15 protein-coding genes are annotated in these 12,681 nt (G+C 65.6%); 7 read left to right on the forward strand and 8 right to left on the reverse strand.

The features are described from left to right. Positions 1-8 precede the first annotated feature (8 nt). Positions 9-1,694 carry a caspase family protein gene (locus IF809_RS05405; RefSeq protein WP_462837037.1) on the reverse strand — a complete coding sequence of 562 codons (1,686 nt, stop codon included), beginning with the start codon at positions 1,692-1,694 and terminating at the stop codon, positions 9-11. Positions 1,695-1,937: 243 nt separating this feature from the next. On the opposite strand from IF809_RS05405, the gene msrA reads away from it, so the two are divergent. The 4 genes from msrA to IF809_RS05425 all read left to right on the forward strand — a co-directional run bounded on the left by msrA (position 1,938) and on the right by IF809_RS05425 (position 3,867). After that, positions 1,938-2,639: a peptide-methionine (S)-S-oxide reductase MsrA gene (gene msrA, locus IF809_RS05410; RefSeq protein WP_453982084.1), complete on the forward strand. Its 702-nt coding sequence runs from the start codon at positions 1,938-1,940 to the stop codon at positions 2,637-2,639. A 31-nt stretch (positions 2,640-2,670) separates the two neighbouring features. Beyond that, positions 2,671-3,090, forward strand: a complete 420-nt coding sequence (gene msrB, locus IF809_RS05415; protein ID WP_462837038.1) for a peptide-methionine (R)-S-oxide reductase MsrB — start codon at positions 2,671-2,673, stop codon at positions 3,088-3,090. A 107-nt stretch (positions 3,091-3,197) separates the two neighbouring features. Beyond that, the gene (locus IF809_RS05420) at positions 3,198-3,362 is read left to right on the forward strand and encodes a DUF3309 family protein (protein WP_453982082.1); all 165 of its coding nucleotides are present in this window, start codon (positions 3,198-3,200) and stop codon (positions 3,360-3,362) included. A 211-nt stretch (positions 3,363-3,573) separates the two neighbouring features. Beyond that, positions 3,574-3,867, forward strand: a complete 294-nt coding sequence (locus tag IF809_RS05425) for a hypothetical protein (protein WP_128964291.1) — start codon at positions 3,574-3,576, stop codon at positions 3,865-3,867. 140 nt (positions 3,868-4,007) lie between these two features. On the opposite strand, the gene IF809_RS05430 is transcribed toward IF809_RS05425, so the two are convergent. Both IF809_RS05430 and IF809_RS05435 read right to left on the reverse strand, forming a co-directional pair. Then, positions 4,008-4,553, reverse strand: coding sequence for a DUF4112 domain-containing protein (locus tag IF809_RS05430; protein ID WP_128964290.1), 546 nt, complete (start codon positions 4,551-4,553; stop codon positions 4,008-4,010). Positions 4,554-4,613: 60 nt separating this feature from the next. After that, positions 4,614-5,039 carry a DUF5413 family protein gene (locus IF809_RS05435; RefSeq protein ID WP_453982081.1) on the reverse strand — a complete coding sequence of 142 codons (426 nt, stop codon included), beginning with the start codon at positions 5,037-5,039 and terminating at the stop codon, positions 4,614-4,616. 156 nt (positions 5,040-5,195) lie between these two features. On the opposite strand from IF809_RS05435, the gene IF809_RS05440 reads away from it, so the two are divergent. The 3 genes from IF809_RS05440 (at position 5,196) to IF809_RS05450 (ending at position 6,256) form a co-directional block, all read left to right on the forward strand. Continuing rightward, on the forward strand, positions 5,196-5,438 hold the full coding sequence (locus IF809_RS05440; RefSeq protein ID WP_453995385.1) for a hypothetical protein: 243 nt from the start codon (positions 5,196-5,198) through the stop codon (positions 5,436-5,438). A gap of 35 nt (positions 5,439-5,473) precedes the next feature. Then, complete coding sequence (locus tag IF809_RS05445) at positions 5,474-5,704, forward strand: hypothetical protein (RefSeq protein ID WP_128964287.1); 231 nt, start codon at positions 5,474-5,476, stop codon at positions 5,702-5,704. A gap of 255 nt (positions 5,705-5,959) precedes the next feature. Continuing rightward, positions 5,960-6,256, forward strand: a complete 297-nt coding sequence (locus IF809_RS05450) for a hypothetical protein (RefSeq protein ID WP_453995383.1) — start codon at positions 5,960-5,962, stop codon at positions 6,254-6,256. 124 nt (positions 6,257-6,380) lie between these two features. Here the strand turns inward: IF809_RS05450 and IF809_RS05455 are convergent, their stop codons facing one another. From IF809_RS05455 to IF809_RS05475, 5 genes are all read right to left on the reverse strand, one after another. Further along, positions 6,381-7,964 carry a hypothetical protein gene (locus IF809_RS05455; protein WP_462837039.1) on the reverse strand — a complete coding sequence of 528 codons (1,584 nt, stop codon included), beginning with the start codon at positions 7,962-7,964 and terminating at the stop codon, positions 6,381-6,383. Between the two features lie 37 nt (positions 7,965-8,001). Continuing rightward, positions 8,002-9,294, reverse strand: coding sequence for an adenylosuccinate synthase (locus IF809_RS05460; protein ID WP_128964285.1), 1,293 nt, complete (start codon positions 9,292-9,294; stop codon positions 8,002-8,004). A gap of 199 nt (positions 9,295-9,493) precedes the next feature. Then, a complete protein-coding gene (locus IF809_RS05465) occupies positions 9,494-10,177 on the reverse strand; it encodes an ABC transporter ATP-binding protein (protein ID WP_462837040.1) in 684 nt (227 codons plus the stop codon). Then, positions 10,170-11,396, reverse strand: a complete 1,227-nt coding sequence (locus tag IF809_RS05470) for an ABC transporter permease (protein ID WP_128964283.1) — start codon at positions 11,394-11,396, stop codon at positions 10,170-10,172. The genes IF809_RS05465 and IF809_RS05470 overlap by 8 nt, the downstream gene beginning before the upstream one ends. Then, on the reverse strand, positions 11,393-12,661 hold the full coding sequence (locus tag IF809_RS05475; RefSeq protein WP_128964282.1) for an efflux RND transporter periplasmic adaptor subunit: 1,269 nt from the start codon (positions 12,659-12,661) through the stop codon (positions 11,393-11,395). The genes IF809_RS05470 and IF809_RS05475 overlap by 4 nt, the downstream gene beginning before the upstream one ends. Positions 12,662-12,681 lie beyond the last annotated feature (20 nt).

The following is a 12,681-nucleotide window of genomic DNA, read 5'->3' on the forward strand; positions in this document are numbered from 1 at the left end:
CGGCGGCCTCACTTCCCCGCCATGAAATAGAAGTCCTCGCGTCCCGGCGGCGATCCGTAGGTGAACGGCTGCTGCTCATGCCTGGTGGCGGCCCAGACGTCGTCGCGGACGATGTCGAACAGCTTCCGGATCTCGACGCGCGGCTCCTTGATGTCGCGGGCGAGCGCGGTGGCGAAGGGGCTGTCGGCGCTGCCCTCGCCGTCGATCGCGGTCTCGCCGTGCTTGGCGGCATAGACCACCATGAAGCCGGCGCCCGGCTCGATGTTGGAAAAGCCCTTGTCGACCAGCTTCAGCGACAAGGTGCGCTGCATGGTCGGCGCGAACGGATTGTCGCGGCAGGCATCCAACATCACGAGACGCACTTTTCGCGCAGCGCCCACCGCGGCGATCACCTGCTCGAGGGCAACCGCCTGGGTCTCGGCGTCCCGGTCGACCGCGAGCTTGGCGTCGACGGGAACGAGGTAATTCACCCCACCGATCTCGAAGCCGTGGCCGGCGTAATAGACCACGGCCCAGTCCGCCTTCTCCGCCTCGGCGGCGAAGGTCTGCAACGTTTCGAAGAACTTGTCCCGGGTCAGGTCGCTGACTGAAATCACGGTCTGGAAGCCGACCTCCTTCAACACGCTCGCGATCAGCTTCGAATCGCGCGGCGGATTGGGCAGGGCGTGGACGTTCTTGTAGGCGCCATTGCCGATCACCAGCGCCACGCGGCGCGCGGCAGCCGCCGCGGGAGCCTGCGGCGTCAGCGCGGCGAGCCGCTCCTGCGCGATGGCTCTGGCGCGCGCGACATCGAGCTCGTCGAACTTGGTGAGCGAATAGGCCGCGGAGCGATAATCGGCGCGCGCCTGGGCGAGCTCTTTCCTGCGCTCGTAGATCTGGCCGCGGCCGGAATGCGCGCGGACATTGTTCGGGTTGAGCTGCAGCGCGATGTTGTAGTCCTTCAGCGCAGCGTCGAAATCGCCCTTCATCATGCTGACGTCGGCGCGATTGTTGATCGCGTAGATGTTCTTGGGCTGCTTCTCGATCAGCCCGTTGCAGTCGGCAAAGGCCTGGTCGAACTTGCCCATCAGGCCGTAGGTGATGCAGCGATTGGCGGCGATCTGCTGCGCGGCCGGATCGATCTTCTCCGCCTCCGCGAAATCGGAGATCGCGCCGTCGTAGTCCTTCATCAACGTGCGCACGCGGGCGCGATTGGTCCAGCCGAGCAGGAATTTGGGCGTGTACTTGATCGACAGGTTGAAATCGTCGAGCGCGCTCTGCAGCGCAGCCCGGCGCAGCTGTATGGTCCCGCGATTGTTGTAGGCGTATCCGAAGTTCGACCGCTTCTGAATGGCGAGGTTGTAGTCGGCCATCGCGAGATCGTCCTCGCCCTTGTGCTCATGGGCGATGCCGCGCACGTTGATGGCGCCGACATTGTCCGGATCGAGCTCGATGGCGGACGTCAGCACCTCGATCGCGTGGTCATCATCGCGCTTGCTGATCAGCGCTTGGGCGCGAATGACGAGCGCGAGCGACTTGTCCTTGCCGGTGACGCGATTCGCGTTGAGCAGATTTTCGCACGCCGTCGTCCGCGCCTGGGTCTCGGCCTGGCGGTCGCGGCAGGTGGCGAGATCGTCGCCGGCTTGCGGTTCGGCCGCGGCCATCGCGACGCCCGAGAGGAATATGACCGAGATCAGGGCGACGACGCGCAGCATGTTGTCCGATCAGCTCCAGCCATCACATTTTAAGTCGATCAGCGATCGCGCCGGTTCATCTACCCCGGAGTTCCCACTCCGCCAAGCCGGGCCGGTGGATGCAGATTCTTCACGGAGACGTGTCTCGCCGTCCGTAACAATCGCCCTGAAGGTCCGTATCTCCGGTGTCTGAAATCGCCGGGCCGGCTGTTCGCCCGCCCTCAACCGCCCTAGACTGCCAGGCCTTTCGAAAGAGGACCCGCCATGCGCCGTTCCGTCCTGTCCCTGCTCGCCGCCACCGCCGCCTTGTCGCTGGGCTTTGCCGCACCGACCCGGGCCGCGGAAGACGCCGTCGTGATCCCCGCTCCTGCCATGGATGCGGCCCCCGCAAGCGGCATCCAGACCGCGGTGGTCGCCGGCGGATGTTTCTGGGGCGTGCAGGGCGTGTTCCAGCACACGGCCGGAATCGTCAACGCCGTCTCCGGCTATGCCGGCGGCACCAAGGCGACCGCCGATTACCAGACCGTCTCGACCGGCCGCACCGGTCACGCCGAGTCGGTCGAGATCAAGTTCGACCCGCAGAAGATCTCCTACGGCAAGATCCTCCAGATCTACTTCTCGGTGGCGCACGATCCGACCCAGCTCAACCGCCAGGGACCGGACACCGGCACGCAATATCGCTCGGCGATCTTCACCACCTCCGACGAGCAGAAGAAGATCGCGGAGGCCTATATCGCCCAGCTCGACGCCGCCAAGGTGTTCAGCAGGCCGATCGTGACCAAGGTGGGCACGCTGGAGGCGTTCTACCCGGCCGAGGCCTACCACCAGGACTATCTGACGCTGCACCCGAACCAGCCCTACATCGCCTACAACGACATCCCGAAGGTCGAGAACCTGAAAAAGCTGTTCGCGGATAACTACATCGAGAAGCCGACGCTGGTGAGCGCCAGCAAGGCCACCAACTGATCGCAAACTCACTGGAAACAACGGGAGACCCATGCCCGACACCAAAACGAAAATCACCGAAGACAAGGTCATCAAGAGCGACGAGCAGTGGCGCCGCGAATTGACGCCGATGCAGTACGCCGTGCTGCGTGAGAAGGCGACCGAGCGTCCCTTCTCCGGCGAATATGAGCACGACCATCGCGCCGGCACCTATGTCTGCGCCGGCTGCGGCAATGTGCTGTTCGAGTCCGATGCCAAGTTCGACTCCGGCTGCGGCTGGCCGAGCTTCACCGCGCCCGCCGCCGAGAGCCATATCGACGAGGAGCGCGACACGAGCCACGGCATGATCCGCACCGAGGTGCTCTGCTCCAAATGCAGCGGCCATCTCGGCCATGTCTTCCCCGACGGACCGGGGCCGACCGGACTGCGCTACTGCATCAATTCGGCGGCGCTGAAGCTCGAGCCGAAATAAGATTGCAGACCGCCGGGTTCCGTCATGGAACCCGGCGGTCCGATGTGCTTTTCTTGTCTGGCGGTGCAGCCGTTGAGCGCAATCCGGCCTCCGCCAGGGAGGGTGTCATGTCACTCGGGACCATCCTGATCATCCTGGTGATCATCTATCTGCTGGGCGGCATGTCCGGCCGGTTCGGCGGCTATGGCTACGGCATGGGCCATTCCGGGATGGGGATCGGCGGCGTCGTTCTGGTGGTGCTGATCGTCCTGCTGCTTGTCGGCAAGCTTTAATCACGTAAGCATTTGAAATGCCTTGACTTATTTCCGTTGCGGGGCTGCCATGCATGGATTCATCATCTTCCATCGCAGGGGTCGCATTTCTGTCAAATCGGCCTATATTAGGGGGCGAAAATGACGTGCGGCGGGCTCGCTTGATCGCAGCCCCTGCCCTCCCAAACCCCACGCGCTTAAAGCCCCAGAGAAGATCACGAGGTCTTTGACCATGCGTCCACTGCGTCCGTTCAACTTCAACACTTCCGCCGAGCTCTTCCCCGCCGCCATCCGCAAGAAGAAGCGTGCGGGCTTCACCTATCGCCGGTTCGGCACCGCGGCCGAGGCTGTGCAATTTGCGATGGAGCAGTTGCCGACGGATTCACTGAACGGCGCCTATCTGCAGGTCGAGGAAGCCCGCTTCGACCAGAACGGCATCCGCTCCCTCTATGAGAGCGAAGCCTTCCCGCTGCCCCGCCGTCCCAAGCCGGCCCCGGCCGCCGAGGCCGACGCCGACGCGGCGTAAGTTTTTTCGCAAGCCTCCGATGTGCGCAGGAAGCGCGACGGCCGAAAGGCTGTCGCGCTTTTTGCGTTTGGCGGCGCTCTTCTCTCTCCCCTCGGCAATGACCACGTAGAGAAATCCGGCGCATTCTCGACCAATTGCCACTACATCCGCGGCTGCTTGTCGAGCCAGCGGCGCAACAGGCGGACGTTGCGCATGTTGGCGCGGAACATGACGTCGAAGGCATCGCCGGCGAACGGCACCATGCCGACCACGCCGTCGACCGCGACGTTGCCGAGCATCCGCGCGGTGATGTACCAGGGCGCGCCGAGCGCGCGGGCCTCGCGCACCAGCCACAGCGAGATCGCGGTGGTGATGAGGTCGCCGATCACGGGGATCAGGCCGATCAGCCCGTCGATGCCGTAGCGGATATTGGTGCCCGGCAGGATGAAGGCGACGTCGAGCAGTCTGGCGATCGCCTCGAAGCGCGCGATGCGCTGCTCGCGCGTCAGATTGCCGAACGGATTTCCGTTTCCGAATCCTTGCCCGAACTCGAAGCGAAACTCGCGAAAGCCCTGCTCCAGCGTCTCGGGGCGGATCTCATGCCCCTCCTGGTCGATGATCGGTCCGCGCGCGGAAAAATCTCCGGGCGAATGCGGCCCGGAGCGGGACTTGCGGGGTGCGAGAATGTCGTCGTCTGGCATGGTCATGGCCATCGGGAAACGCGCGAGCGCGGCGGAAGGTTGCTGCGCCGCGTCCGAGGGTCGCGCTCAGCCCGCCGCCGCGGCCGGCTGCGGCTCCTCGACGTAGTGATGCACGAGCCAGGATGAAATCACCGTCGGCACGAAGCCGACCAGGCCGTACAGGATGAACTGCACCGCGCCCGAATCCGACCCGCGCGAGCCGTAGGTGAAGGCGGCGAGGATGAAGGCGAACAGGCCCACCAGCAGCATCCGCAAGCCCGGCCGGATCCGCCGGACATGGGTCAGGATGTCGTCGACCGCACCGATCATCAGCGACGGCAGGAAGCCGAACAGATAGCTGTATTGCAGGGTCTTGAAGAACACGACGAACAGCTTGCCGACCTCTCCGAGGCTGGTCTGGGTCCAGTAGCCCGACTGGTAGGTGGTGGTCAGCAGCAACAGGAAGCCGCCCACGAAGGGACCAACGAGCGCAAACACCAGATAGCGTTTCATCAAGGACTCCTCATAGCCGAGAGCTGTTATAGCAGCGCGGCGGGAACCTTGGATAGCGGTTCGGACCTCCCGGGGAACAAGTGGCAAAGCGACGAGTTCTGACAGGACCTGAAATTCACCTGACCTGAAATTGACCTGGCAGATTTGGAGCGGCCGATGTCACGTAAACTGTTCTTGGCGACGATCACCCTCCTGTCCCTTGGCGGGCTGTCCAGCGCGCCCGCCCTCGCGCAAGGTCATATGGGCACGCCGCAGGAGCAGAACGCCTGCTCCCGCGATGCCTCGCGGTTGTGCCGCAAGGACCTCGGCAACGACGGGGCGGTCCAGAGCTGCCTGCAGGCCAATCGCGCCAAGCTGTCGCGGTCCTGCAGCAAGGTTTTTCAGAGCCACGGCATGTGAGGAGCCGGCGATCCCGGCGAATGGAGGACGAAGCGATGTTGCGGGATGAACAGCTCTCGATCCTCAAGGACATCAGCCAGTCCATCGCATTCGCCGACGATCGTCACGGCAAGATCGGCGAGCTGATCGCCGACGGCTACGTGATGAAGGACGGCGATTTGTTCGAGCTCACGGCGAAGGGCATCACCGCGGTCGAGGAACACGCCGCTGCGCTTGCGGCTGACGACATGGAACAGGCCGGCGCATCGTCCGATCGACTGATCTGAGCGCGTGCCCAATCGTTTTGCGTGACGGTCGCGCAACAGCTGCGAATTCCTTCGCGTCTCCCATTGAAGCTTCGCGGCTTTGGCGCATACTCGAATCGGGCGGCGCAGCACTTTTCGATTCGAACACCAGAAATCGAGCGACCACACCTGGGATCGAGCTCCCGGCGTGAAGGCTGTGACATGCGGCAGATCAAGTCGCGTGCGGCGCCCCAAAACCAAGTGGTTCAATCCACGGAACTCGGGGACGCATTGTTCATGACACGCTACCGGACCATCGCTTCGCTGCTCAAGACCACCGCTTCGCTGCTGGCCTTCACCGCTACCGCTTTCACGCTGCAGACCTCACCCGGTCTCGCCTTCTCGCCCGAAGCACAGCAGATGTGCTCCGGCGATGCGATGCGGCTGTGCTCCAACGAAATCCCCGACATCCCGCGCATCACCGCCTGCATGGTTCGGAACAAGTCGCAGGTCAGCCCCGGCTGCCGCGCCGTGATGGAGCGCGAGCACGCCGCCGCCACGGCCTCGCGGAAGCGGGAAGCGGCGGCGCAGTAGCCCATCGTCCAGGCGTCATTCCGGGGCGCGCGAAGCGCGAGCCCGGAATCCATCAGGCTGCACGTGACGAGGAAAAATGGATTCCGGGCTCGACGCTACGCGTCGCCCCGGAATGACAGATCGCCTAATCGCCCCACTGCGCGAAGGCGTCGTTGAAGGCGCGCTCGCCGGGGGCGCCCTTCTCGATGGCGATGATGGCGCGGCGCTGGTTGGCGTAGACCAGCGGCACGTCGAACCACGAGCGCTCCTTCAGGAGCTGGACGTTGCGGCTGCGGTCGGCATCGACGTTGGAGAGGCCGACCAGGAAGAAGCCGTCGGTGACCTTGACTGCGAGGCCGGCGAGCGGCGTGCCGCGGGCCTGCTCGTTCGACTTCATCAGGATGCCCGGCACGTTGGAGACGCTGCCGCCCGGAAAGTCCGGCGGCAGGACGAAGGTCAGCTCGGCCGTATGGCTCGCCGGCAGCGACGAGTCGGTGTTGCGGCGGAACGACATGGTCATCTTGAACTTGCGATCCGGAATCTCGATGTCGGCGCGCACCGCGACGTCGGCCTTCTGGTTGCCGGACGCCTTGATCGGCTCGAGCCGCCACACCACCGAGCCGACATATTGCTTGCCCTTCGGGTCGGACGGATCCTCGTCATAGAGCACGACCTTCTGCGCCACCGGCGCGACCGGCTGGTCGCTCGCCGAGGGCTGGCCGACGCGATCCGGAATCTTGGGCTTGCTCTGCGGCTGCGAGGTGTCCTTCGGCGCCTCCACCACCTGGGTGGGCGCGGGCTTGAGCAGATTGGTCGCGGTCTGGACCAGCTGTTTGCCCCAGAGCAGGCCGGCACCGACCAGGATCAGCACGATGCCGATCGCGATCGCGCTCTTGAACGGGAACATGGAGCCGGTGCGCGCGCGCTTCTTGACGTCGCGATTGGGCGCGATGCGCGGCCGCGGCGACGGCGGCTGCGGCGTGTAGCGCTCGGCCTCCTCGATCGACTCGTCATAGGAATAGGGCGCATCGCCTTCGGCAACGCGGTTTTCCAGGCTCGGCTCGAGCCGGTCGAATTCCGGCGAGGGCGAGGGCACGTTGGCGTAGGTGCGACGCGCGGCGCGATTGGCCTGCGCGGCAGCGCCGCCGAGATCGTTGGCATCGGCGGTGATGTCGCGGAAGCCGCGCACGCCCGGCGCCGGCGGCATGGGTGGCGGCGGTCCGCCCTCCGGCGAGCGGCGTGGAGCGGAGCGATCACGCGCGGCCGGCGGCTCCGGCGGGCGCGGCGCATCGAAACGCGGAGCGCGCGGCGGACGCGGGGCATCGCCCTGCTCGTCACCACCGAGCGGCGGGCGATCGTTGCGCGGCGGCGGCGGCGCGGCGGGACGAGCCCGCGGCGCGGCCGGCGGAGCGGATGGATTGTTGTCGGCCGCCCGGGTGCTCGCCTTTCGGAACGCATCGCCGCTGCTGCTGGCCCCCCTGGCACCGCCACCGGGGCGCGAGGCCTCGCGGGCGCGCTGGGCGGCTTCCGATTCGACCTTGCGGACGGCCTCTTCCAGCGACAGCCGCTCGCGGGTGATCTCGGATTCGGAGAGCGGCGGCTGCACGCTGCGCAGCTGCGCGATCAGGGCCGTGCGCGCCCGTTCATAGAGCGCGCGCCGGCTTTCGCCGGGAGCATTGGGGTCCAGGGCGGCAATAGCGCGGGCGATCAGCGGATAGTAATCAGCCATTTCTACTCAACTATACCCGCGTCCTGGTAAGAGATCGTTAAGCCTCAAACGGGTTTTGCACCAGGATAGTATCCTCGCGTTCGGGGCTGGTGGAAAGCAGCGCGACCGGGCACCCCACCAATTCCTCGATCCGCCGGACATATTTGATCGCCTGGGCCGGCAGGTCGGCCCAGGACCGCGCGTTGGCGGTCGGCTCTTTCCAGCCCTCGATGGTCTCGTAAATGGCCTCGACCCTGGCCTGGGCGCCCTCGCCGGCCGGGAAATGGTCGATCTCCTTGCCGTCGAGCCTGTAGCCGGTGCAGACCTCGATCGTGTCGAAGCCGTCGAGGATGTCGAGCTTGGTCAGCGCCAGCCCGTTGATGCCGCAGGTCCGGACCGCCTGGCGGACCAGCACGGCGTCGAACCAGCCGCAGCGGCGCGGACGGCCGGTGTTGGTGCCGAACTCGCGGCCGCGCTCGCCGATCTTGCGGCCGGTCTCGTTGTCCTGCTCGGTCGGGAACGGGCCCTGGCCGACCCGGGTCGTATAGGCCTTGCAGAGACCCAGCACATAGCCGACAGCGCCCGGACCGAGGCCGGCGCCGGTCGCGGCCTGCGCCGCCACCGTGTTGGACGAGGTGACGTAAGGATAGGTGCCGTGGTCGACGTCGAGCAGCGCGCCCTGCGCGCCCTCGAACAGCATGCGCTTGCCGGCACGCCGCTCGATGTCGAGCAGGCGCCACACCGTCTCGGCGTAAGGCAGCAGCTGCGGCGCCAGCGCGCTCAGCTCCTTCAAGATCTCCTTGCCGTCGAATTCCGGCAGATTGAGACCGCGGCGCAGCGCGTTGTGGTGGGCCAGGAGCCGGTCGATCTTGTGGGGCAGCGTGCTCAGGTCGGCGAGATCCATCAGGCGGATGGCGCGGCGGCCGACCTTGTCCTCATAGGCCGGTCCGATGCCGCGGCGCGTGGTCCCGATCGCGGTCGCCGCGTTGGAGGATTCGCGCAAGGCGTCGAGCTCGCGATGCAGCGGCAGGATCAGGGTGACGTTCTCGGCGACGCGCAGATTTTCCGGGGAGACCGCAACGCCCTGCGCACGCAGCTTGGTGACCTCGTCGAGGAAGGCGGCGGGATCGAACACCACGCCGTTGCCGATCACCGACAGCTTGCCCTCGCGCAGCACGCCGGAGGGCAGCAGAGCCAGCTTGTAGGTCTTGCCGTTGATGACCAGCGTATGGCCGGCGTTATGGCCGCCCTGGAAGCGGACGACGATGTCCGCCTGCTCCGACAACCAGTCGACGATCTTGCCCTTTCCTTCGTCGCCCCACTGGGCGCCGACGACGACAACATTGGCCATTCGCGGGGATTCCCTTCGAAGATTTTAGATGCGCCCAGCCAATCCACAGCCCAAGGCCGCTCGCACGCGAGGCAGCCAACCGGATAAAGGATGCAGCCCCTCTAGGCAAGCAAGAACGGGGCTTTTTTCGGGCCCAATACGCGATCCAAGCCCTTGATATCCCCTAAAAATCTGTCCTGCGGGGCCGGCGTCTACGACGTTAGGCGCGGATGCGGCCGTCGATCACTTCGATGATGCGGTCACAGCGCTGCGCCAGGTCCATATTGTGGGTGACGAGCAGGAAGCTCGTTCCGCTGTCGCGATTGACCTGGCGCATCAGCTCGAACACGGCATCGGCTGATCTGGTGTCGAGATTGCCGGTCGGCTCGTCCGCCAGCACGAGGTCCGGCCCCATCGCGAGCGCGCGCGCCACCGCCACCCGCTGCTGCTGGCCGCCCGACATGTTGTTCGCGAGATTGCCGGCGAATTTCTCGAGGCCCACCTGCGCCAGCAAGCGGTCGGCCCGCGCCTCGATCTCCGCGCTCGCAAAGCCGCGATCGACCAGCATCGGCATCATGACGTTCTCACGGGCCGTGAAAGCCGAGATCAGCAGGTGATACTGTAACACGAAGCCGATGGTATGGCCGCGCAGGCGGGTGATTTCGGCGTCGCCCAGCGAAGCGGTGTCGTGGCCCTTGATCGACAGCCGGCCGGAGGTCGGACGATCGAGCAGGCCCACGATGTTGAGCAGCGTGCTCTTGCCGGAGCCCGATGGACCGATCAAGGCGAGAAACTCGCCATGGTCGAGCTCGAGATCGATGTCGTGCAGCACTTCGGTCTCGGTCGGCAAGCCGACATTATATGCCTTGCACACCCGTTCGAGCTTCAGGATCGCATCAGCCACGGATCGCCACCACTGGATCGAGTTTGGCCGCCCGGATCGCCGGCGCCATCGCGGCCAGGATGCCGGTGCCGGTGGCAAGCAGTGCCGTATAGATGAACAGGGATCGCTCCAGGATCAGCGGAAACAATTCGGTGCCGTCGGCCTGGCGGGCCACCGAATGCCAATAGACCAGTGCAAATGCGCCCATGGCTGCGCCGACCAGCGAGCCGACGAAGCCGAGCAGGCCGCCCTGGACCAGAAAGACGCGCAGGATCTGAGCTCGCGACGTTCCCATCGCACGCAGGATGCCGATGTCCTTGGAGCGCTGGATCACCGAGACGATGAGCACCGCCGCGATGCCGAACGCCACGGAGAGTCCGACGAACAGGCGGATCAGGGTGTTGGTGTTCTGCTGGGCCTGCACCGCCGTGAAGAACTGCGCATTGGTCCTGATCCAGCTGTCGGCCTCGACGACGTTGGCGGCCTGGATGCGCTGGGCGATCTCCTCGGCCGCATAGATATCGGTAACCGTGATGTCGATCGTGGTGATGCCGCCGATCATGCCGAGCAGCGACTGCGCGGTGCGGAGCGCGGCGTAGCAGACGCGCTGGTTGACGCTCTTGTTGCCGAGATCGACGATGCCCGAGATCGTGAGCACGCGCGTTGCGCCGGACGCGGCGCGAATGTTGAGCTTGTCGCCGACGGTGGCTCCGAGATCCTTCGCAAGCTCGGTGCCGATGATGATGTCTTCGCTGGTGAGGCGAGGTTCGCCGGCGACGATGTAGTCCGGCACCTTCACGATCTTGAAGTAGGAGTCCGGCTCGACACCCGACAGGTTCACCGAGCGGCTGGCATCGCCGCGCACCGCGAGCACCGAGCCCAGGATCGTCGGCGATACCGTGACGACCTCGGGCATCGCCTGCATCTGCGTCCTGATCTTCGGCCATTGATCGATCGAGATCACCCGCTGGCTCGGACGCTGCACCACCGCGTCCTCGATCTCGCCTTTGGCATTGCGCAGCGGGCGCGCGATCTGATCCGGCGAGAGCAGCTGGATCTGCGGCTGCGAGGTCAAGACGCGCTTGATGAAATTCGCCTGGAGCCCGGCGAGCATCGCCGACATGAAGACGATCACGCCGACGCCGATCGAGATGCCGCCGATGATGAAGATGGTCTGCAGCCGGCCTTCGCGCAGGAAGCGCACGGCCATCGCCCATTCGATCGGCAGCCAGCGGTTCATTGCAGCACGGGCCGCACGCGCTGTCCGGTCAGGACGCCGGAACTCTGCGGGATCGCGACGTCTCCGGCGGCAAGTCCATCGATGATCTCGACCTGGCTGTTGCCGTGCAGCCCGATCTTCACCGGCCGCTGACTGGCGCGACCATCCTTGATACCGAGCACCCAGGCGTTTCCCGACAGGACGTCGTGCACCGAACGCAGCGGCAGGATCAGCGCATTGTCGCGTGCGGCGACCTCGACATCGACCGAGACGGTCATGTCCTGGCGCAGATAATCCGGCGGATCGGCGACGGTCAGCTTGACCTCGACGGAGGCGCGCGAAATATCGATGCCGGGATTGATATAGGTGATCGTGGCCGGGAAACGCCGGTCCGGATAGGCGTCGGCAGACGCAAGCGCCTTCTGCCCGAGCGAGATCTTGCCGAGATTGCGCTCGTCGATCTGCAACACGAGCTGCACGTCGCCGGTCGGCGCCAGCACCAGCAAGGTCTTGCCGGGCTGCACCACCGTGCCGCGCTCGACACTGCGCGAGATCAGGACGCCGTCGCGGGGGGCCACGATCGTCGCATAGCCGAGCCGCGACTCCGCGGTGTCGAGATTGGCGCGCGCCTGGTTGGCCTGGGTCTGCGCCATCACGTAGTCGCTGCCGCCGGGGCTCGCCGTATAGACCTGGAATTGTGCCGAACGCGTCGCGGCGCGCGCGACGTCGAGAGTCTTCTGGGCATCGTCGAGCGCGGCCCGCGTCGCGTAGCCGTTGTGTTCGAGCTGGGCGGTGCGGTCGTAGGTCTGCTGGGCGTTGAGCAGTGTCGCCTGCGCCTGGGTCAGTGCCTCCTTGGCAGATGGCAGGGTGAGCTCCTCGAGCTGCTTGATGCGGGCTTCCGCCTGCGCCACCGCGCCCTGCGCCTGCACCATGGTCGCCCTCAGCTCGCGGGACTCCAGCGCGATCAGAGGCTGGCCCTTGGTGACCTTTTCGCCTTGCTGGACCAGCACGTCCTCTACCGTGCCGGTGATCTGGCTGCCAATCTCGACACGATATGGCGTTTCGACATGGCCACTGGCCACGACCGTCTCGACGAGGCGACCGAGCTTGACCTGGTCCACCACGATAGCGGGCCCGAGCAGCACCCGCGCGCCCTGCCAGGCGCCGAGGCCGAGCAGCGCCGTCACCGCAAGGATGAACCATTTGTGACTGAGAAATCCCGACCACAACGCGGAGACGGAAAACCATCGCCTGTGCTGTGTCAGGACGATAGCTTGTTCGGCCATGACATCGTCCCGCAACGCGC

The organism is Bradyrhizobium sp. UFLA06-24 (genome assembly GCF_054967145.1).

Coding starts and splice junctions, on each gene's coding strand:
- IF809_RS05405 (WP_462837037.1), bottom strand. CDS start 1,694: ATGCTGCGCGTCGTCGCCCTGATCTCGGTCATATTCCTCTCGGGCGTC.
- msrA (WP_453982084.1), top strand. CDS start 1,938: ATGCGCCGTTCCGTCCTGTCCCTGCTCGCCGCCACCGCCGCCTTGTCG.
- msrB (WP_462837038.1), top strand. CDS start 2,671: ATGCCCGACACCAAAACGAAAATCACCGAAGACAAGGTCATCAAGAGC.
- IF809_RS05420 (WP_453982082.1), top strand. CDS start 3,198: ATGTCACTCGGGACCATCCTGATCATCCTGGTGATCATCTATCTGCTG.
- IF809_RS05425 (WP_128964291.1), top strand. CDS start 3,574: ATGCGTCCACTGCGTCCGTTCAACTTCAACACTTCCGCCGAGCTCTTC.
- IF809_RS05430 (WP_128964290.1), bottom strand. CDS start 4,553: ATGACCATGCCAGACGACGACATTCTCGCACCCCGCAAGTCCCGCTCC.
- IF809_RS05435 (WP_453982081.1), bottom strand. CDS start 5,039: ATGAAACGCTATCTGGTGTTTGCGCTCGTTGGTCCCTTCGTGGGCGGC.
- IF809_RS05440 (WP_453995385.1), top strand. CDS start 5,196: ATGTCACGTAAACTGTTCTTGGCGACGATCACCCTCCTGTCCCTTGGC.
- IF809_RS05445 (WP_128964287.1), top strand. CDS start 5,474: ATGTTGCGGGATGAACAGCTCTCGATCCTCAAGGACATCAGCCAGTCC.
- IF809_RS05450 (WP_453995383.1), top strand. CDS start 5,960: ATGACACGCTACCGGACCATCGCTTCGCTGCTCAAGACCACCGCTTCG.
- IF809_RS05455 (WP_462837039.1), bottom strand. CDS start 7,964: ATGGCTGATTACTATCCGCTGATCGCCCGCGCTATTGCCGCCCTGGAC.
- IF809_RS05460 (WP_128964285.1), bottom strand. CDS start 9,294: ATGGCCAATGTTGTCGTCGTCGGCGCCCAGTGGGGCGACGAAGGAAAG.
- IF809_RS05470 (WP_128964283.1), bottom strand. CDS start 11,396: ATGAACCGCTGGCTGCCGATCGAATGGGCGATGGCCGTGCGCTTCCTG.
- IF809_RS05475 (WP_128964282.1), bottom strand. CDS start 12,661: ATGGCCGAACAAGCTATCGTCCTGACACAGCACAGGCGATGGTTTTCC.